The 20,470-nt window shown below is 42.3% G+C and carries 14 protein-coding genes; 10 read left to right on the top strand and 4 right to left on the bottom strand.

All coding sequences use genetic code 11. The features are described from left to right. The first annotated feature begins 176 nt into the window (after window positions 1–176). The 9 genes from P2W73_RS04220 to P2W73_RS04260 all read left to right on the top strand — a co-directional run bounded on the left by P2W73_RS04220 (window position 177) and on the right by P2W73_RS04260 (window position 16,060). Window positions 177–3,875, top strand: coding sequence for a SusC/RagA family TonB-linked outer membrane protein (locus P2W73_RS04220; RefSeq protein WP_276500743.1), 3,699 nt, complete (start codon window positions 177–179; stop codon window positions 3,873–3,875). Window positions 3,876–3,914: 39 nt separating this feature from the next. Further along, complete coding sequence (locus P2W73_RS04225; protein ID WP_276500744.1) at window positions 3,915–5,624, top strand: SusD/RagB family nutrient-binding outer membrane lipoprotein; 1,710 nt, start codon at window positions 3,915–3,917, stop codon at window positions 5,622–5,624. A gap of 265 nt (window positions 5,625–5,889) precedes the next feature. Continuing rightward, window positions 5,890–7,221, top strand: coding sequence for an alpha-L-fucosidase (locus tag P2W73_RS04230; protein WP_276500745.1), 1,332 nt, complete (start codon window positions 5,890–5,892; stop codon window positions 7,219–7,221). Between the two features lie 25 nt (window positions 7,222–7,246). Beyond that, the gene (locus tag P2W73_RS04235; protein ID WP_276500746.1) at window positions 7,247–8,758 is read left to right on the top strand and encodes an alpha-L-fucosidase; all 1,512 of its coding nucleotides are present in this window, start codon (window positions 7,247–7,249) and stop codon (window positions 8,756–8,758) included. 8 nt (window positions 8,759–8,766) lie between these two features. Next, on the top strand, window positions 8,767–10,956 hold the full coding sequence (locus P2W73_RS04240) for an alpha-galactosidase (RefSeq protein ID WP_276500747.1): 2,190 nt from the start codon (window positions 8,767–8,769) through the stop codon (window positions 10,954–10,956). A 23-nt stretch (window positions 10,957–10,979) separates the two neighbouring features. Beyond that, window positions 10,980–13,034, top strand: coding sequence for an alpha-L-fucosidase (locus tag P2W73_RS04245; RefSeq protein WP_276500748.1), 2,055 nt, complete (start codon window positions 10,980–10,982; stop codon window positions 13,032–13,034). Window positions 13,035–13,036: 2 nt separating this feature from the next. Continuing rightward, complete coding sequence (locus P2W73_RS04250; RefSeq protein WP_276500749.1) at window positions 13,037–14,506, top strand: sulfatase family protein; 1,470 nt, start codon at window positions 13,037–13,039, stop codon at window positions 14,504–14,506. A gap of 75 nt (window positions 14,507–14,581) precedes the next feature. After that, the gene (locus P2W73_RS04255; RefSeq protein WP_276500750.1) at window positions 14,582–15,526 is read left to right on the top strand and encodes a sugar phosphate isomerase/epimerase family protein; all 945 of its coding nucleotides are present in this window, start codon (window positions 14,582–14,584) and stop codon (window positions 15,524–15,526) included. A 111-nt stretch (window positions 15,527–15,637) separates the two neighbouring features. Next, window positions 15,638–16,060: a putative quinol monooxygenase gene (locus P2W73_RS04260; protein ID WP_276500751.1), complete on the top strand. Its 423-nt coding sequence runs from the start codon at window positions 15,638–15,640 to the stop codon at window positions 16,058–16,060. A gap of 416 nt (window positions 16,061–16,476) precedes the next feature. On the opposite strand, the gene P2W73_RS04265 is transcribed toward P2W73_RS04260, so the two are convergent. From P2W73_RS04265 to P2W73_RS04280, 4 genes are all read right to left on the bottom strand, one after another. Continuing rightward, a complete protein-coding gene (locus tag P2W73_RS04265; RefSeq protein ID WP_276500752.1) occupies window positions 16,477–17,736 on the bottom strand; it encodes a TPR end-of-group domain-containing protein in 1,260 nt (419 codons plus the stop codon). A 125-nt stretch (window positions 17,737–17,861) separates the two neighbouring features. Next, the gene (locus P2W73_RS04270) at window positions 17,862–18,335 is read right to left on the bottom strand and encodes a nucleoside deaminase (RefSeq protein ID WP_276500753.1); all 474 of its coding nucleotides are present in this window, start codon (window positions 18,333–18,335) and stop codon (window positions 17,862–17,864) included. 289 nt (window positions 18,336–18,624) lie between these two features. After that, window positions 18,625–18,966, bottom strand: coding sequence for a hypothetical protein (locus P2W73_RS04275; protein ID WP_276500754.1), 342 nt, complete (start codon window positions 18,964–18,966; stop codon window positions 18,625–18,627). A 455-nt stretch (window positions 18,967–19,421) separates the two neighbouring features. Then, window positions 19,422–19,757 (bottom strand): winged helix-turn-helix transcriptional regulator, encoded by a 336-nt coding sequence (locus tag P2W73_RS04280; RefSeq protein WP_276500755.1) that lies wholly within the window; start codon window positions 19,755–19,757, stop codon window positions 19,422–19,424. Window positions 19,758–19,866: 109 nt separating this feature from the next. Between P2W73_RS04280 and P2W73_RS04285 the strand changes: the two genes are divergently transcribed. Then, a complete protein-coding gene (locus P2W73_RS04285) occupies window positions 19,867–20,460 on the top strand; it encodes an isochorismatase family protein (protein WP_276500756.1) in 594 nt (197 codons plus the stop codon). The last annotated feature ends 10 nt before the right edge of the window (window positions 20,461–20,470 follow it).

Here is a 20,470-nt window from a genome sequence, read left to right on the forward strand (position 1 = left end):
TGTAGTAGTGAAACTACTCGTCAATAAACCTTACAAAAACCAATTGCCTATGCACCGGTAAACTTGTTCCAATAAAAATAAAAAGGTTGGTAGTGAAACGCCAACCTGAAATTTTCCCCTTCGTTGTGGGAATGCTTCGCCTTCATTCTTATTAACTGCTAAACTCCCTTTAGATTATGAACAAAAAAGGAAAACTGCCCCCATCCGTTTTTTCTATTATGCGGGTAACATTGCTGCTGGCTTATAGCATGCTCACGCTTGTCAACATAGCACTGGCAAAGAAAACGAACGGACAGGAAATACTCGACAGAAAGATTACGCTGTCGATTAACAAACAAGGATTAAAAACTATATTGACCAGCATTGAAAAAGCCGCTGAAATAAAATTTGCCTATACAGAACAAACCATCCCCCTAAATCAGAAAACTTCAGTTGAAGCAAGGGAAGAAAGGTTGGGCGATGTATTGGAGCGACTTTTTAAGCCGTTGAATGTTTCGTACGAAGTATCCGGCAGCCAGATTATCCTGAAGAAAAACGGCGTCAGCGTAGTAATCGACGCCGATAGGGCAGCGGATAATTTTAAAAAAATATCCGGTATTGTAAATTCATCCAACGGCGCCGTCATAGCCAATGCAAGCGTTATTGTGAAAGGAACTTCCCGGGGTACCACAACCAATAACGAGGGACGGTTTGAGATAGAGGCCAATGAAGGTGAAGTGTTGGAAATATCTGCAGTGGGGTATACAACCACTGAAATTACAATAGGTGCCGGTTCAAACTATACGGTACAACTACAGATAGCCAATACGGCTTTAAGCGAAGTAGTCGTCACCGCATTAGGAGTAAAAAAACAAAAAAGACAACTCGGTTTTTCTGTTACCGAAATAAAAGGAAGTGATTTAGCCAAAACTAATGAAGTGAATCCGATCAATGCGTTGCAGGGTAAAGTGGCAGGTGTACAGATCGACCAGGGAGCAGGCGGCTTATTTGGCAATTCAAAAATTGTGATCAGGGGCAACTCAACATTAGGCACCAACAATCAGCCCATTTTTGTAGTAGATGGTGTGATCATGGATAATGGGGTTTTCAATGGCCGTGGCCGTGATTTCGGAAATGATTTTAAAAACCTGAATACCGAAGATTTTGAATCCGTTTCAGTTTTAAAAGGTTCTGCTGCGGCAGCCTTATACGGTAGTCGTGCTATTAACGGTGTTATTTTAATCACTACCAAAAAAGGGTCATTAAGAAAAGGGATTGGCGTATCGGTCAATCAATCGGTAAATATCATGGATCCCTATGCAGGTCCTGATTTTCAAAATGAATTTGGTGGTGGTACTGTAGGTGCTTTTTTCACCGATAACCGTGAACCGAATTATAAACCGGATGAAGCATGGACAACAAAAGTATTCCCCATTGATCCTGTTACCGGCGAACCATATATTGACCGGCAGATATACCGTGAACTGGAAAACTGGGGGCCACGCATGACCGGTCAGCAAGTGAGGAATTATGATGGTACACCTACCAGTTATTTGCCGCAACCCAATAATTTTTTGGATGCATTTCAAACAGGACTTGGCAGCAATACCAATGTTGCAGTAGATGGAGGTTCTGAAAAATCGACCTTCCGTATTTCCTATAATCACAACACAGGAAAGGGCATCGTGCCAAATAACAAACTCAGCAAAGACGCCTTCGATATCCGGGCCACGCATCAACTGACCAAATACCTGGGTATTGATGCTGGTGTTGCGTATAGTCATTTTGAAGGAAAGAACCCACCACGGCTGGGAGGCCTGGATGCTTTTGCTTCGGATAATTTTGGAAAATTGTTTACCTGGATACTTCCACGCAACTACGACACCAGATACTGGATGCGAAAAGACAAGTACACCAGCATATTTGGAGGTGCTCCACAACTCAACGATCCGGATGAGCCCAACAAAGCACCCGAATCAAGATTCTGGTTCATGCTTTTTGAAAATCAGTATTTACAAAAGGAACAACTACTTCGGGGAAGGTTAACGATCAATGCTGATCTTACTTCATGGGCTAAGTTAGTACTGGAAGGCAACATCAATAATATTTATATCAAAAGGGAAAATAAAGAATTGGGCCAGCAAAGAGATTTCAGAGGAGGACTGTATGGTCTTGGCTTCGAAAACAGGGAGAGCAAGTTTTTAAAGGCTATGCTCATGTTGAACAAGGAAGTCAATAAAGATTTTAGCGTGGCAGGATATGTAGGTGCAGAAATGCAGCGCTTCACCAATAGCTTTGAATATTCTGAAACAAGAGGAGGGCTTAATTATCCCGGCAACTACTTTATCACCAATTCTGTGAACACCCCATTTACTGATGGTGGTATCAATAGCAGGAAAAGCTTTAATTCATTATATGCCAGCGCAGATCTTTCATTTAAGAATATGCTTTTTTTGCAAACTACCTGGCGCGGCGACTGGTCTTCAGCACTTACCTATTTAGATGGATCGGGAAATAATTTCTATAATTATCCTGCCGCAAGTTTGTCCTGGATATTTACCGAAACGTTTAAATCATTACCAACATGGCTTAGCTATGGGAAACTAAGAACCAATATCGCGGCATTGGGTGGCGATACAGATCCTTTCGTCATTAATCCCGGATTTGTATTCAGTGGTTTTAGCAATGCCAACGGTGGACAGGTACCTGCTTCTACTTACTCAAGCTTAGATGCATTACAACCTGATTTAAAACCTCTCCGTAAAATCGCAAAAGAAATTGGAGCGGAAATCCGGTTCTTAAAAAACAGGCTAGGATTTGATGTTAGTTTTTACCAGGATAATACAAAGAATCAAATATTGAGGATTGGTACCCCCGCTGTTTCCGGTGTTAATTCTATCCTGATCAATGCGGGCAATATTCAAAACAAGGGAGTAGAATTATCCATAGATGCTACCCCGGTAAAGACAAGAGATTTTAGTTGGAACACTGCATTTAATTATTCAAGAAACCGCAATAAGATTATAGAACTTTACCCTGGTGTAAAAGAGTATAACCTTCCGGGTGCAAATATCGGCGAGATCAGTACCTGGGCAGTGGAAGGACAATCTTACGGCGTGTTGAGAACAACTATCCATTCCAAAACCGACCCTAAAACGGGCAAACCAATTCTTGCATGGCGTTCTGACGCACGAGCTGCATTTCCGGCCCGCAGCAATGAAATACAGGATGTGGGTGATATCAATGCCAAATACAGGGCTGGGTGGGATAATACTTTTAGCTACAAAGGGTTTAGCCTGAATGTGCTGATAGATGCCAAGATCGGCGGCGATTTTGTACTGCTCACATACAGGTATGGTACACATACAGGCGTATTTCCCAACACACTTCATGGAAGAGATGCGGATCATGGCGGCATTGTATGGACCAGTGCGTGGGATGGTAAAACTTATGATGATGGTATCATTCCGGATGGTGTATTTGCAGACGGACAAATGGTGACATTGCCTAATGGCACGCAGGTAAATGTAGGCGGGCTTACCTACCAGCAGGCATACGACCAGGGTTTTGTAGAGCCAACCCATTTACCACAATTTGGTTACAGGTATGGCTCATCCTCTACCGGTGTGTCAGACTATTGGGTCCTGAAAAATTCATGGATATCACTTCGCCAGGTAGCATTGAGTTATAATTTTCCAAAGAAGTTGTATGAAAAATTAAAGTTGAACGGATTGTCATTGTCAGCTATTGGCCGTGACCTGGCTTACCTGCACCAGACATTACCTTATAACTACAACCCTGCATCCAATAACTCGAATAATACAGCTTTTTCCGGTGAAGAGGGTTTTTTACCAAAAACAAGAAATATCACATTCACACTAAGGGCATCATTCTAAGTGGTAAAAAACATTTTTTTAAAGATCAATCATATTGTTATGCAAAACTATAAATCATATATAATAGCTGCAGGGTTGATAGCATTTTGTTCTGCCGTCAGTTCCTGTAAAAAGAATTTTGCGGAAATCAATACCAATCCGAGTGTAGTTACCACGCCTGATATTAAATACCTGCTCACTTATGCGGAGGATAGGGTAGTAACCTACCAGGGCACTGAATGGGTATGGGAAAGCATGGAGCAATTGTTCCGCTTTACCCAGCACATGACCACCGATCCGTATGAAATGACCAATAATGTGAATACACGGTATGGCAATTATTACCTGCAGATATTGCCCAATCTTTTTGAAATAAGAAAGCAAATAGATGCCAAACCTGATAAGGATAATTATAAAAAAATGGGCGCCGTCACGTATGTGCTGCAGGCATTGCATGGCATTAAGGTGACTGATATGAATGGTTCTGTTCCTTATTCGGAGGCGGTGCAGGGGCGCTATGAAGGTAATTTCAATCCCACCTACGACAAACAGGAAGATCTTTTTACACAATGGCTGACTGAATTGGATAATGCTATTACCGTATTATCCGATAATAACCTTCCCAATCAAAACACTTATGGCTCAGCGGATGTATTTTATAAAAGCGATTGGACAAAATGGTTGAAACTGGCTAATTCTTTAAAACTTCGCATTGCAGCAAGACTGGATGTTGCCAATAATGCAAAGACCAGGGAGATATTTCAGCAGGTGATGCAAAACGCTATAGGTCCTATTGAAGCGAATGAAGACCAGCTTTCTTACCAGAATATAGATTATTTACCTTTTGGTACATCGGGTGATATCAATTACAGGAGCACACGCTATGCTACTACGTCTATCATGAAATTTTTGAAGACATCCAATGATCCGCGATTGCCCGTTTATTTTGAACCCAACGATCTGCAGGGTAAGTACAAGGACACATTGACAAAGTATGGAGTGACCCTTCCCGCTTTTATTGATCCCGCTGATCCTTTGATCAGGTTCCAGGGCGGACCGGCTGATTTTACTACGAACCCTTCTGTTGCCAATTATATCAAAAATCCTTTTGCTGTAGGTAATACCAATACCGGAAATTCCGTTTCCAGGTATTTTCTTATATCGCCTATCAATAGAAAATTCTTTTCACCACGTTATAATTCAGCTACCAGCGGCGATTTCAGAGACGTGATTGTAACAGCAGCCGAAACCTGTTTCCTTATTGCTGAGTTTATCCAAAAAGGTTACGCAGGCAGTGTAAATACCCGTGGCACAGCAGAGGATTGGTATAAAAAAGGAATTGCTTCATCTATCAAAACCATGAATGATATTGCCATCGCTGCCGGTTCAACAACTATTGCCGGAGATGTTGATGCAGCGATTAATGCATACCTGGCCAATCCCGCCGTAAAATTCAGTGCTGTTAATGATCTTGAAAGGATATACATCCAGCAATATTTGAATTTCTATCGCAATGCCAATGAAGCTTTCGTTTTTGTAAGAAGAACCGGCTATCCAAAAAAAGTCTCTGTTTATTATGCCAGGGAACCATTTAATGAAACCATCCCCCGCCGGTTCTGGACAATAGACCCGGGAGAAGCCAACCGTACCAATTGGCAGGCAGCTATGACTGATCAGGGATTTACACCTAATGCACAGGATCTGCCAACTTTAAGCACGCAAAGGATCTGGTATGACAAAACAGCGCCAAATTTTGGTGAGGGAGATTAAGCGGAGCCAGTTGCCTGAACTTTCATGTTGGGTTGGTGACTGATCAGGTTTTTGATCGCATAGCCAAAGGCAGTTTTTTTTGTTCTCATAAGCAGTCGTTTGCATCTTCGCAAGCAGTAAGTACCCCGCACCTGCGGGGTATCTTTTTTCTATAATAGTGAAAACAGCATAAGAAAGGGGTAAAAACAACGAATAGGTAATTACACAATTGAGCAGATAATCAGGTAATTTTCATCTTTGAGATAACCACTTTTATATTGTTCATATGAAAAAATTAATAACCACCATTGCTGGTTTAGTTGTAACCATTTGTTCGCTTTCTGCGCAGTCAACTTATATGCCTGCTAAAGAAAACCTGGAAGCCCGTCATCAATTCCAGGATAATAAGTATGGCATGTTTATTCATTGGGGCCTGTCAAGTGTATTGGGGCACGGTGAGTGGGTGATGAATAACCGGAATATTAAAGTGGAAGACTATACCCGCCTGCTTCGTGCGTTTAACCCGGTTGACTTTGATGCAGCCAAATGGGTGACTACGGCGAAGAATGCAGGCATGAAGTATATAGTTTTTATCACCCGTCACCATGATGGTTTTTCTAATTGGGATACCAAACAATCGGATTGGAAAATCACGAACACGCCTTATGGTAAAGATGTTTTGAAAATGCTTTCAGATGAATGTAAGAAGCAAGGAATAAAATTGGGGTTATACTATTCAACGCTTGATTGGTACCGCAACGATTATCCCTACGAAACGGGAAGAACAGGAAAAGGCACCGGTCGTACGGCAAAAAGTAATTATGCTTCCTACCTGCAATTCATGAAAAATCAATTGACAGAATTGCTGACCAACTATGGTGAGATCATGTCCATTTGGTTCGATGGTCATTGGGATCAAACCAATCCTGAAGGAGATGCTGACAGGACATCCCGCATCGACTGGAAATATGATGAGATCTATGGTTTAATTCACCGGCTTCAGCCACAGTGTATGATTGGAAACAATCATCACCTGTCACCGCTAAATGGTGAGGACTTTCAAATGTTTGAAAGAGACCTGCCCGGTGAAAACAAATCAGGGCTTAGCTTTCAAAAAGCATCCGATGAACTGCCCGTGGAAACATGCGAAACCATCAATGGTTCGTGGGGCTATAATATTACAGACACAAGCTATAAAACAGTTTCCCAGGTGATCCAATTATTAGTGGGTGCGGCAGGACGAAATGCAAACTTGTTGCTGAACATTGGACCAATGCCGAGTGGTGCTATACAGCCTGAGTTTACAGATACATTAGCTGTAGCCGGTAAGTGGTTGCAGCAATATGGAGAAAGCATTTATGGAACAAGAGGTGGACCGCTTGGTCCTCAACCCTGGGGTGTCACCACACAAAACGATAAAAAGATCTACCTGCATCTCTTTAAAACACCGGAGGCAAATACCATTCTATTACCGTTGAAAGAAAAAATAAAACAGGTAACCCTGTTAGGAACATCTGGCAAAGTGAAATTTAAACAGCAAAAAGATAGCGTAACTATTTCAACAGATGCCATCAGCGTCGATGGACCAGATACGGTTATTCTCGTTGAACTCAAATAACTAACTGTCTCCGAACAACTACACAATGCAGAAAACAAAAATCGCAGCGGGTCTTATACTATTTATTTCGCAATTCAGTTATGCGCAAAACGCAACGCAGAATTATGTACTGATAAAGCCGGGCGCAACTGAAAAAGAAATCATTGCAAAAGCCGCAAACGTAAGACCATCTCCCCGGCAACTTCGCTGGCAAAAACTGGAATTGACAACCTTTTTTCATTTTGGTGTCAATACATTCACCGATAAAGAGTGGGGTGATGGTACAGAAGACCCCAAAATATTTAATCCTGTTTCACTCGATGCGGAGCAATGGATTAAAACAGTTAAAGATGCCGGGTTCAAACAAGTCATCATCACAGCCAAACACCATGATGGCTTTTGTTTATGGCCCAGCAAGTTCACGGAACATTCAGTAAAGAATAGTCCGTGGAAGAATGGTAAAGGCGATGTGGTAAGAGAAGTGGCCAATGCCTGTAAAAAATATAATATTGGATTTGGGGTTTACCTCTCACCGTGGGACAGGAATGCGAAGATATATGGAACCGATGCGTACAATGATTATTTCATCAACCAGCTAACCGAGTTGTTGACTCAATATGGCCGTGTTGACGAAGTTTGGTTTGATGGCGCCAATGGTGAAGGCCCGAACGGGAAAAAACAAGTGTATGACTTCAACCGCTGGTATGCACATATCCGTAAACTGCAACCAACAGCCACTATCGCCATCATGGGACCGGATGTACGCTGGGTTGGTACAGAAAGTGGTTATGGCAGGGAAATGGAATGGAGTGTAATACCTGCTGATGATAATATGCTGCAAAAAATCGCTGATGGTTCGCAAAAGGATGTAGCCTATGCACCCACAGGCGATAAAATGGGAAAAGACCTGGGTAGCCGTGAAAAGATAAAAGACGTCAGGGGCTTAGTATGGTATCCTGCAGAAACAGATGTATCGATCCGGCCGGGCTGGTTTTATCATAGCAAGGAAGATGACCAGGTGAAGTCACCGGAAAAACTATTGGACATTTATTTCAGCTCGGTTGGTTACAACAGCGTATTGTTATTGAATATTCCTCCTGATAAAAGAGGATTACTGGCAGACAGCGATATAAAAAGCTTACAGGGATTTCGCTGGTTACTCGATCAGACTTTTAAAAACAACCTGGGCAAAGGAGCGATTATAAAATCTGGCAATGCTGTCAATACAAAGGCTTTGTTGGATGGAGACTATAATACTTACTTTACTACTAAAGGAAAGGACAGTACAACTATGATAGAACTGATATTGCCTTCCCAAAAAACAATTGACGTGTTGAGCCTGCAGGAAAACATTGCTGTCGGGCAACGGATTGAAGAATTTGTTTTGGAATACTTTGATGGCAAAGATTGGAAACAGGCCGCCAAAGGTTCGACAGTAGGTTACAAACGGTTACTACGCTTCGATAAAATAACGACGAATAAAGTTCGATTGAAAATTCTGTCATCACGATTAAACCCGACTCTTGCTGAGTTTGGATTATACAAACTACCCGATTAGCATTGCTTATGATAAAAAGATTGCTGCCAATAATTCCTGCTTTCACAATTACCTTTGTTTTGCAAGCTCAGTCACCGTTGCAAACGTTGACAGTTGAACCTGCTTTATACAAGCAGGATTGGCTTATCACCCCTGTAAAACAAAAAGCTGCCATTTACACCAGCGCCAACAAAAAAGATATTACACTGTACAACGGCCTTGTAAAAAGAACATTTCGGTTATCTCCCAATGCGGTATGTACCGATTATAAAAATATGATTACCGGTCAGCAATTGCTGCGGGCCGTGATGCCGGAAGCGGTAATTACCATTAATGGAAAAGAGTACAACGTCGGTGGTTTGTATGGTCAAAAAGAAAAAGCTTATCTCTTGCCCGAATGGTTGGATGAATTTAAGAAAGGTGATGATGACTTTCGGTTCGTAAAATTTGAAACCAACAAACCCCAACCGTTTATTAATTGGAATGCGAAAGGTTGGTGGGCATCCAATACACAACAGCCAACCGGTGTTTTGATCAGCTTCATTTATAAAAATGATGCAGCGCCGGTAAAAGATTTAACAGTAAAAGTTCACTACGCTTTATATGATGGGCTGCCATTGATCGCCAAGTGGGTGACAATTGAAAATGACGGTGCTGTCGTTAAGATAGACCGGGTTAAAAATGAACTATTGGCAATAGTGGAAGAAGAAAGTGCAGTGGTGGGCAAGCCCGACAAAATGAAAAAACAACAGGGCATTTATGTAGAAACCAATTACGCTTTCAACAATGCGATGCGCTATGATATCAGCGATCAGACATTGCACTGGAAAATTGATTCATCGTATACCTCGCAGGTGAACTATGACTATACTACTCCCTGTGTGCTGGAAGTGTATCCTGACAAAGCGCCGGGCATTGAATTAAAAGCAGGCGAATCCTTTACCTCCGTCCGCAGTTTTGAATTGCTGATGGATAGTTATGACCGGGAGAGAAGAGGATTAGCCATCCGCAAAATGTATCGCAGCATTGCTCCATGGACCACAGCAAATCCCATCTTCATGCACCTCGTCAGTAAGAATGATGAGGAAGTAAGAAATGCCATTGACCAATGCGCCGCTACAGGTTATGAGGCATTGATCTTAAGCTTCGGCAGTCATATCAATATGGAAGATAGTTCTGCGGAGAATATAAAACGTTGGAAAAATAACGCTGCGTATGCGCACAGCAAGGGAATTAAAATCGGTGGTTATTCTTTATTCAGTTCAAGGCGCATCAGCGAAGAAGATGATGTGATCAACCCGGTAACCGGTAAAACAGGCGGGGCTTTTTTTGGCAATGCACCTTGCTTCGGCAGTAAATGGGGATTAGCGTACCGGGATAAAATAAAATACTTTTTTACACAAACTGGTTTTGATATTTGGGAAAATGATGGCCCCTATCCCGGTGATGTTTGTGCTTCTGTGTCACACCCCGGTCATAAAGGATTGGATGATTCACAGTGGCGGCAAATGGAAATTCAAAAAGAGTTGTATCGCTGGCTGAATGAAAAAGGTATTTACATCAATGCACCCGATTGGTATTTTTTAGATGGCACCCATAAGATTGCTATTGGCTACCGGGAAGTGAATTTTTCTTTACCGCGGGAAAATCAAAAAATTTTAAACCGTCAAAATATCTTCGATGGTACCTGGGAAAAAACACCATCGATGGGTTGGGGCTTTGTTCCATTAACAAGATACCAGGGCGGTGGGCCCGAAGCCATCCTGGAACCATTGAGCGAACATATAAAAGATTATGAACAATTGATGATGCAATATTATGGAGCAGGAGTGCAGGCTTGTTATCGCGGTCCAAGATTATATGATACCGATGCAACAAAACAGGTAGTAGTCAGCGTCATCAACTGGTATAAAAACTATCGTGCTATTTTGAATTCAGATATCATTCATCTTAGAAGAGCTGATGGCCGCGACTGGGATGGAATATTGCATGTGAACCCGGCTTTGAAAACAAAAGGCTTGCTGATGTTGTATAACCCATTAAAAGAAACTATCAGGAGAACCATCCAGGTTCCGTTATATTACACCGGCTTAAGGAATTCAGCCCTTATCGGTGAAAAAGGAAAAGCAATGCAATCAGTTCGGATGAATGAAAAGAACGAAATTCAGTTATCATTTACTATAGCACCCGAAAGCTATACCTGGTTTGTAATAGAATAATCTTTTAAACTCAAAAGCTCGCTGTGAAAAAAATCGCCTGCCATCTTCATCTGCCCATCATTATTGCCGGAATGTTTGCCATGCTTTTATTTTTTTCCGGGTTAAAGGCCCAACCCATTTCAAAAGATGATAAACGATTGGAGTGGTGGCGTAATGCCAAATTCGGCATGTTCATCCATTGGGGATTGTATGCAGTACCGGCAGGCGAATATAAAGGCGGTACCAATTACGGCGAATGGATCATGCAGGAAGCACAAATACCCAAAGAAGAATACGAAAAGTTTGGACCGCAATTCAATCCGTTAAAATTTAATGCCGATGAATGGGTAAGCATGGCGAAGAATGCCGGTATGAAATATATCGTGATCACTTCCAAGCATCACGATGGCTTTTGTTTATGGGACAGTAAAGTGAGTGATTATGATGTAATGGATCGTACCCCTTTCAAGCGGGATATTATGAAGGAGCTGTCCGATGCCTGTAAAAAACAGGGCATTGTTTTTTGCATGTATCATTCTATCATGGACTGGCATCATCCGGATGAAAATAAAACCAACATTGCCAAATACCGGGAAGAATACTTGAAACCTCAATTAAAAGAGTTGGTAACAAAATATGATCCTGGTGTATTGTGGTTTGATGGTGAGTGGGTGGAAGAATGGACAGAAGAACAGGGACAGGAATTGTATGATTGGCTTCGGCAATTAAAACCCGGTCTTATTATTAACAACAGGATAGGGAAAGGAAGAAATGGTATGCAGGGAATGAGTAAGGGAAAATCGGCCGGTGATTTTGGTACACCCGAACAGGAGATATTGGATACCAAAAGCGATTTGGATTGGGAAAGTTGTATGACGATGAACGATCATTGGGGTTATAATAAAAATGATCATAACTGGAAAACCACGAACCAGCTTATCTGGAACCTGGTGGATGTGGTAGCAAAGGGCGGTAATTATTTATTGAATGTTGGCCCAACCCGTGAAGGCGTTTTTCCTGATGTAAGTATTGACCGGTTGCGGGAAATAGGCGAGTGGACAAAAATAAATAGCGAAGCTATCTATCACGTTAAAACCTGGGATTATTTCCAGGAAGGTGATAATATCCGCTTTGCGCAGAATGTTAAAGGGGAGACATTCATTTATGTGAATGGCTGGCCGGGAAAAGAATTGATCGTCAGAAAAATAAAACCGGTGACCGGCTCTGATATTCAATTATTGGGATCAAAGGAAAAATTAGGCTGGAAGCAAACCAGTGAAGGCCTTGTTATTTCACTACCACTTTCATTGGAAAAATCGAGTAAACCAACAAAGCAGGTATACGTTTTCAAACTGAGAGGTGTTGCCCAGGTTCTTGCGGCCATGCCACAGATCGGAACGGACGCTGAAATGGCGACAAAGACAAAAGTGATTGCAGGTAATGAATCAACGGTGACTATTTCTTCTGCTGAAAGCAATGCAAAAATTTATTATACGACAGATGGGAGCATACCTACGCTTCAATCGACCATTTATTCCGGCCCGATAGTAGTTAATCAAAGCGGTGTTATCAAAGCAGTGGCTTATGTGCCCGGCAAAATGCCAAGTGATATCAGCGAGTTAAAGGTTGTAAAAGGAAAATATGCTGTTAATCTCAATAGCAGCTATGCGTCACAGTATGCCGCCATGGGACCTGTTACACTCGTTGATGGCTGGAGCGGCGATGTCAAAAACTTTCACAAGGGCTGGCTGGGTTTTGAAGGCAAGGACATGGAAGCGATCATTGACTTAGGGACTGAAGAATCTTTTTCAAAAGTCAATGGCTCATTCTTACGTAATCATGGTGCATGGATTTTTTTACCAGTAAAGATGAAAGTATTCACTTCGGCAGACGGTAGCAACTACCAGTTGCTGGGAGAAGTTGGCGAACCCATTCCCCAACAACAGCAGGAGAACGAAAGAAAAACGTTCACGCTATCTAAATCCTCCACTGCACGATACATCAAAGTAGTAGCAGAAGGCATTCACAGTTGCCCGTCCTGGCATGCAGGCAATGGTGGTAAAGCATGGTTGTTTGCTGATGAACTATCGGTAGAGTAATTATGAATTTAATATGCATAAAAAAAATTGCCTGGCTGCTTACAGGTTGTTTATCGATTGTTATTACTAAGGCACAACCAGCAGGAAAACCATCGGTCAAGCCTAATATTATCATCATTAATATGGATGATATGGGTTATGGCGATACCGAACCTTATGGTGCTACCGGTTATACTACACCAAATTTTAACCGGTTGGCAAAAGACGGCATGCGGTTTACTCATTTCTATGCCGCACAGGCGGTATGCAGTCCTTCAAGGGCGGCATTGCTGACCGGTTGTTATCCCAACAGGATTGGCATGAGCGGCGGTGCGTTGATGCCATGGAGTACAAAAGCACTGAGTCCATCTGAAGAAACGATAGCGAGCCTGCTAAAAAAAGCAGGCTATACAACAGCCATGCTGGGCAAATGGCATTTGGGATACAAGCCCCCGTATTTACCCCTGCATTTTGGATTTGATAGCTTTTACGGTATTCCTTATTCGCATGATATGTGGCCGGTCGATTATGAAGGCAAACCTATCGTTGATACGGCCAATTGGCGAATCAGGTTTCCACCACTCCCGGTATTGGAGGGTGACAGGCAAGTCGCAACCATCACCACACTGGAACAGCAGGCTGCATTAACGACAACACTTACCGAAAAAGCAGAACAGTTTATTGCAAAAAATAAACAACGACCTTTCTTTTTATACCTGGCTCATCCAATGCCGCATGTGCCGCTGGCAGTGTCGGATAAATTCAAAGGCAAAACCAAAACTGGTTTATTTGGTGATGTGATCAGTGAAATAGATTGGTCAATAGGAAGAGTGTTAGATGCATTGGAGAAAAATGATCTATCAAAAAATACGTTACTTATTGTCACCAGCGATAATGGCCCCTGGCTTTCCTTTGGTGATCATGCAGGCTCTGCCGGCGGATTAAGAGAAGGCAAAGGCACTGCCTGGGATGGTGGCACAAGAGTGCCCTGTTTTATTCGTTGGCCTGGTAAAACGGAAGCCGGATCTGTTTGCAGCCAGCTATTGACCAACATGGATATTTTACCTACTGTTATTGCTGCTGCCGGCGCATCACTGCCTCAGCAAAAAATCGATGGACTTAATTTTCTTCCGCTACTTACAGGTCAATCATCACAAACACCAAGAGAAGTGTTTTATGTGTATTATGATGTCAATAATTTAAAACTGGTCCGTTATAAAAACTGGGAGCTGGTGTTGCCGCATAAATCGCAGGCATATTCCCAGGGCACTCCGGGCAAGGGTGGTAAACCGGGGCCAACACCCATTGTTGATGTACCAATGGCCTTATACGATCTGGCGCATGACCCGGGAACCGTGTATGATGTGCAAAAGCAGTACCCTGAAATTGTAGAGCAAATGTTGAGATGGGTGGAAGAAGCAAGAACAGATTTGGGTGATGAATTGACCCAGCGAAAAGGTAAAAACCTTCGCCCCGCAGCGATGGTCAACTAATAAATATTCGATGAAACATTTAGAATAATCATAAATCAGAGATTGCTTATTTTCATTTATTAAAAAAACTATTACATGTCATCTAATCGCCGTCAATTTTTACAACAATTCAGTGGACTTGCAGCCGGTGCAGCGGGACTCTCTGTGCTGGGCCAGGATGTATTTGCTGCAGACGCCATGAAGAAATCATTCTTTGAAATTTCACTGGCGCAGTGGTCGTTGCATAAAGCCCTGTTTGCAAAAAAGCTGGACAACCTCGATTTTCCTGCTAAAGCAAAAAACGATTTTGGAATCAGCGTGGTAGAATACGTCAACCAGTTTTTCAAAGACAAGGCAAAAGATACCGGTTATCTCAATGAATTACTGAAGCGATGCAAAGACAATGGGGTAAAAAATCATTTGATCATGTGCGATGGTGAAGGCGAGTTGGGTGCTACCAATGATGCCGACCGTACGAAGGCGGTAGAAAATCATTACAAATGGGTGGATGCAGCGAAATACCTGGGCTGTGCCACTATCAGGGTGAATGCGGCCGGCAAAGGAACAAGGGAAGAAGTGGCCAGTGCTGCGGTGGATGGCCTGGGCAGGTTGGGTGAATATGCAGCCAAAGAAAAGATCAATGTGATCGTAGAAAATCATGGTGGCTATTCTTCCGATGGCAGTTGGCTTGCGGGGGTGATGAAACAGATCGGTAAGAAAAATGTGGGAACGCTTCCTGACTTTGGCAACTTCTGCATCAAACGTGAACCGAACAACTGGACCAATTGCCTTGAAAGCTATGACCGCTACCAGGGAACCAAAGAACTGATGCCATTTGCAAAAGGCGTGAGTGCCAAAAGTTATGATTTCGATGAGCAGGGTAATTGCATTGAAACCGACTATAACAAGATTATGAAAATTGTAAAAGACTCCGGCTTCAAAGGCTATGTAGGTATCGAATATGAAGGAAGTAAATTGAGTGAAGAAGAGGGCATCCGGAAGACAAAAGCATTACTGGAAAAAGTGATGAAGGAAATCTAATACAACAGCTTCATCTCCGCGGAACGCAAAGGAGCAAACAGCCCTTTGCGTTTTTGTTTTATGCCGTTGCAGTAACTTTAGGGAGGGGTTAAAAAATCAAAACTGGTAACCATGCAACTGCGAAAGTATCTGCAACCCATTTTTTTGAACCGTCGCTTGTTACTGACAACTGTTATATCGACAGGCCTGTTATTTTTTGGTATGACCGTTAATGCGCAGGAAAAAAAACAGCTCGTGCGGCTGGCAAAACTCCAGATCGATTCTGCTCAGTTGGAAAGCTATAAAACGGCGCTGAGGGAAGAGATCGAAGCCTCGGTTCGTCTCGAGCCCGGTGTGCTGACCTTATATGCCGTAGCGGAAAAAAATAAACCCAACCATATCACGATACTGGAAATTTATGCAGATTCAACGGCTTACAAAGCACACCTGCAAACACCTCATTTTATAAAATACAAAACCGGTACAAAGGATATGGTGAAGTCACTGGAATTGGTTGAAACCGTTCCTCTCATACCCGGCATGAAAATAAAATGACTAAAAATTGCCTCAATAAGAAATGGAGCTTGGAATTATTTTTTCAATGTCATAAAACGTGTTGCCTACGATATACGTTATGAAACCGGATTGCCGGGAGGTTATGAGCCGTTTGATTACCGGTTATTGAAGTAGCTTATTCACTGGGTTGGCTTGGGCCAAACCCCGAGACAGAGTTTGATTGTGGTAAAGGGAGAACCCCGGAAGGATGAAAGAACTAAGGCAGCTTCGGAGTATTTATTTCCTTGTCGTGCTAAAGTTTTTGCAGTATATGCTAAGTATATTCCAGCAAGTGTAACAATTAGACTCCAAATACACTTATTTTTTTTATAAAAGAAGTACCGTTAGACTTGGCTTTAGATATTACTTTTCGTTTCCATAATTTAAATCCAAGCTTTGGGGTGTTAGAGCTGTCGTTAAGGAACTCGCCAAAACGTTGCAGGATTATGGGTCGTGTAATGAATAAATGTAGTTTTCAGGTTTTGGTTGTAAAACTGCATTTTGGAAGGTACCTGTTTGAACTTTCCATATCCTTTCGGAACCAGGTTGACATAAGTGATTGTTCTATCTCCGCCTGTCGTCTCCACGTCAAAGCCACTCTCCAACGTACAATAAAAACGGTAAAGGTTCTTTGCCATGTAGTAGTACAGGTAATTGTCTTTAGTGGTAGAGCTGCGGCGGTTCCAGTTGGCGTCAGGATTAAGAATGAGGGGCTGGTTGTTGATCAGTCTGTTTCGCACTTCATCAATCCCTAACAATTCTCCCTTTTCGTTCATTACATAAGCATCATTGGTCGGGTCCATCCAAAGCCATTTTCTTAACTCAGTCGAAAAAACTGCATTGATCACATGGGCATCATGATCCATGTTCAGACTGTCTTTCGGCTGGCAGTATATCTTTCTCGACTTGAAGCCGAGCGCCAAAAAACAGTCGTTTAGTACGGTTGCCAATTCACCGCAGGACACACCAATGTTTTTGGCTTTTGTAACAGAAGCGATTTCAAATCCGTTTACTGCTTTAATGCCGCTTTCGTGTTGTCCGTCGTGGCGAATGCTGTTGTGCACCCAATGAAGAACATTAATAAACCTTGAAACTTCGTTACCGGAACCCGCCACAGAGTCAAGCTTGAATTGCTGGCGTAAACGCACCAGGTCGGGATTATCCGCTGATTGGTAAATGAAGGAAGGCACTTCAATGCTGTCAGTTTTGGCAAACCGGTTATTGTCCTTTTTCAAGATGTACAGGTAATCGCCGGTTTCCCGCAACGGTTGAATAATCGTTTTAAATGTCTTTTCATTTCGGATGTTGTCCAAATCGCTGTCTTTTATGATATGCGAATAATTGGCGTATCCTGCCTTTACTGCTTTATCTAAACAAGTCAAAGCCATCTGTTTGTTCTTCAGCAAAGAGTAAGTACAGCTTAGGTTATAGTACGCATTGATGTAATAGGAGGCATACTGCTTTTGTCCTTCTTTGGTCAGGTCCCCATATCGTTTCAAAAACTCCTCCAGCAAGGAATTGTAGTGTCCGACGTCCTGCTTTTCGTATGCGGCAACAAAAAGGGTGTTTTGCTGCTTTGCAAAGGCGGCAAAATCATTATCGGAACTGGTTTGTCCGCTCGCAAACACAGTTATCAAAAAGAGTGTGGGAATAAGTAGAAGTTTTTTCAGTCTCATGTCAGTTAATCTTTTTTCACCTTGGGGGAGTGCACGACGCACCAACAGTCTAATTTATGTGATAATATGATACCAAAAATGGAGCAAATTAAAATCAGTGTTTTCGTGTTATACATTTTATTTTATCAGTTGCTGTGCCCGTCAACCGAAACCCAGGCCTCATCTTCCAGTAAAGGGCCGGTAATTTCCATCGGCCTGTTGCCGCAGGCAATCACCTCACGTACCGGCCTGTTCATAGAAATATGCCCGCTGCCATTGTTTAATTTATTTTTACGCTCACTGCTCAGCCCGTAAACGAGCCGGCCAATACCCGACCAGTAAATGGCGGCCGCACACATGGGACAGGGTTCGGCGCTTGTATAAATTGTGAAGGATTGCAGCGCTTCAAATGAAAAGGCTGAACAAGCCTCCAGCAGCAGCACCATCTCTGCATGGTTCAGGTGGTTTTTACCGGTCATGATCCCGTTTTTTGCCTCCAGGATAAGTTTTCCCGAAGGGTCTGCTAATACGCAGGCGTAAGGAAAATTGCCGGCTCTTTTAGCTTCTGCTGACAGTGCAAATGTGCGTCGTAGTAAAATGTGATCAGTTTCAGTTGTCATGTTCAGTGGTTTTAGATTGTACTCTTTTCAATTGCAGCGCAAGAAAGCTGATTGCTGCACCAGATCCAGGAGCGGATTGCACGGGCTGTATAAATTTTTGGATGAATTGGGATGTGCTCCGTTTCATGTGCCAGTGAGGACTGGTTGGATTATTTTCTGATGTATGGACATGAAAGGAGATACAGCATTCCGACGAGTCCCTCCGCTGATTTCCCTATATCCCGAAAGTTTCTGCCGGAGGAGACTCATCGGGAAAGAAGAGACCCCGGAATGACGAAAAGCTACTTGATCAGGTTTTCCTCCTAAAGCTTGTACTATCGAAATAAATATCCTTTACATGTCCTTGTCTTGTTTTGATCCGTATGATATCATAGTGCTTTGGCGACTTTTTTACGTGGGTCCTCCTGATTAACCCATAACCCGGATAATTATTAGCCAACCATTTGTATTCCTCGCTTAGTCCTGCGCTTTCACTTTCCACCATTAAAATAACCGCATTACTAAAAGAAGTGCCACCTCGTAATACGTCGTCGCGGGTTACTGCCGGTGAAGCTGCTTTGGTCGTTTTCTTTGGGGACGAACAGGCTCCAAGCAGAATAATAACAAAAAATAAAAGATTGACTGTTTTCATAAAATATGTATTACGCCGGGGTTGGTTTTCATATCGCATATGCCAGCTTTTACTACTGAATATCCACAATTTTTTACAGCCACAAACCTGGAATGGAAAAAACTTTTACAGCCCGATAAGTGTAAGATTATTATTAGTGATGGTTTTCGGTTTCTCGTTGAGTAAGGGCAGGTATGTGCATGCTTCCAGAGGAATATAAATATTCTTCTGCGTTATTTTATGAAACAGGTGTTGACAATTCTTCGGCAAGCTCAGGAGGATTTCTTTCTCATCACCGGGATTGATAACATGTAGAATATAAGTACTGGTACGAGGTTTCCTACAGTAGTGCGGTTGGTGATACTTCGTCAAAGTTTATCCCGGTGAATACCGGGACTCAGTACACCAACCCCGGCGTTCGGGGTGATATTTTTTTGGAAGACCAACAGGGGCAGAAAAACTGGTATAAGGGATTTTTATTTTTGCATAATTTTCTTTCTGTGCTTTTTGCCCCATTCCTGTATTGAAAGCAAAACGGGTTTTAAATCCTTTCCGTATTGCGTCAAGCTATACTCCACCGTTACGGGCACGGTTGCAAACACTTCCCGCTTAACCAATCCATTTATTTCAAGGTCTTTTAATGCATTGGTTAATGCTTTGGGCGATACGCCATTCAAGTCTTTCTCTAATTCTTTATACCGTTTTTTGCCGTGGCATAAGCTGAAAATAATGGGAAACTTCCATTTGCCCCCAATAATTTCCAATGCATCTGAAACAGGTTGAATTTCTATGAACTCATTGTTTTTTGCCATTGCTATACTTTTTTATAGTAAGGATATTAAAGCCTATTGTTGTAAAATGTATAGTAAAGGTAAAATAACTTTGTGGATCATTTTATCATTCAGTTTTAAAATAATAAAAATGAACACAACAAAATTTACAGCCGAAAACACGGCACTATTACTCATCGACCATCAGGTTGGTACGATGAAACTGATTAAAAACATTCCTTTGGAAGAGGTACAAAAGAAAACATTGGCATTGGCAAAAATGGCAAAAGTATTGAACATTCCTGTTGTGCTTACCAGCAGCCAGGAGTACGCAGCACAAGGCCCTTTATTGCCTGAATTGGCAAATATTTTACCCGATGCTTTTGAAAAAAGAATTAAAAGAGAAGGCACCGTTAATTGTTGGGAACACAAAGGTTTTCATGAAGCCGTACTTGCAACAGGAAAGAAAAACCTGATTATGGCAGGTGTAACCACCGATGTTTGTTTGGTTTTTCCGGCTATTAGTGCAGTAGAAGAAGGTTTTAATGTACAAGCAGTGATGGACGCATCGGGTTCACCATTTAACATGAGTGAAGATTTAAGCCAACAAAGAATGGCAAAGGCCGGTGTGGTTTTAACAGCTACCAATACGCTAATGGCAGAAATTGCACAGGATTGGGCAAGACCTGAAGGCGGAGAATTGTTAGGCATTTTATTTACAGATGTTTTGCCATCAATGGAATAAACAGAACGCT

It is taken from the genome of Terrimonas pollutisoli, assembly GCF_029360765.1.
GTDB classification, from domain to species: Bacteria; Bacteroidota; Bacteroidia; order Chitinophagales; family Chitinophagaceae; genus Terrimonas_B; species Terrimonas_B pollutisoli.

Bases quoted from the DNA above. Each gene is read 5' to 3' on its own strand.
- P2W73_RS04220 (WP_276500743.1), top strand. From the start codon at position 177: ATGAACAAAAAAGGAAAACTGCCCCCATCCGTTTTTTCTATTATGCGG.
- P2W73_RS04225 (WP_276500744.1), top strand. From the start codon at position 3,915: ATGCAAAACTATAAATCATATATAATAGCTGCAGGGTTGATAGCATTT.
- P2W73_RS04230 (WP_276500745.1), top strand. From the start codon at position 5,890: ATGAAAAAATTAATAACCACCATTGCTGGTTTAGTTGTAACCATTTGT.
- P2W73_RS04235 (WP_276500746.1), top strand. From the start codon at position 7,247: ATGCAGAAAACAAAAATCGCAGCGGGTCTTATACTATTTATTTCGCAA.
- P2W73_RS04240 (WP_276500747.1), top strand. From the start codon at position 8,767: ATGATAAAAAGATTGCTGCCAATAATTCCTGCTTTCACAATTACCTTT.
- P2W73_RS04250 (WP_276500749.1), top strand. From the start codon at position 13,037: ATGAATTTAATATGCATAAAAAAAATTGCCTGGCTGCTTACAGGTTGT.
- P2W73_RS04255 (WP_276500750.1), top strand. From the start codon at position 14,582: ATGTCATCTAATCGCCGTCAATTTTTACAACAATTCAGTGGACTTGCA.
- P2W73_RS04260 (WP_276500751.1), top strand. From the start codon at position 15,638: ATGCAACTGCGAAAGTATCTGCAACCCATTTTTTTGAACCGTCGCTTG.
- P2W73_RS04265 (WP_276500752.1), bottom strand. From the start codon at position 17,736: ATGAGACTGAAAAAACTTCTACTTATTCCCACACTCTTTTTGATAACT.
- P2W73_RS04270 (WP_276500753.1), bottom strand. From the start codon at position 18,335: ATGACAACTGAAACTGATCACATTTTACTACGACGCACATTTGCACTG.
- P2W73_RS04275 (WP_276500754.1), bottom strand. From the start codon at position 18,966: ATGAAAACAGTCAATCTTTTATTTTTTGTTATTATTCTGCTTGGAGCC.
- P2W73_RS04280 (WP_276500755.1), bottom strand. From the start codon at position 19,757: ATGGCAAAAAACAATGAGTTCATAGAAATTCAACCTGTTTCAGATGCA.
- P2W73_RS04285 (WP_276500756.1), top strand. From the start codon at position 19,867: ATGAACACAACAAAATTTACAGCCGAAAACACGGCACTATTACTCATC.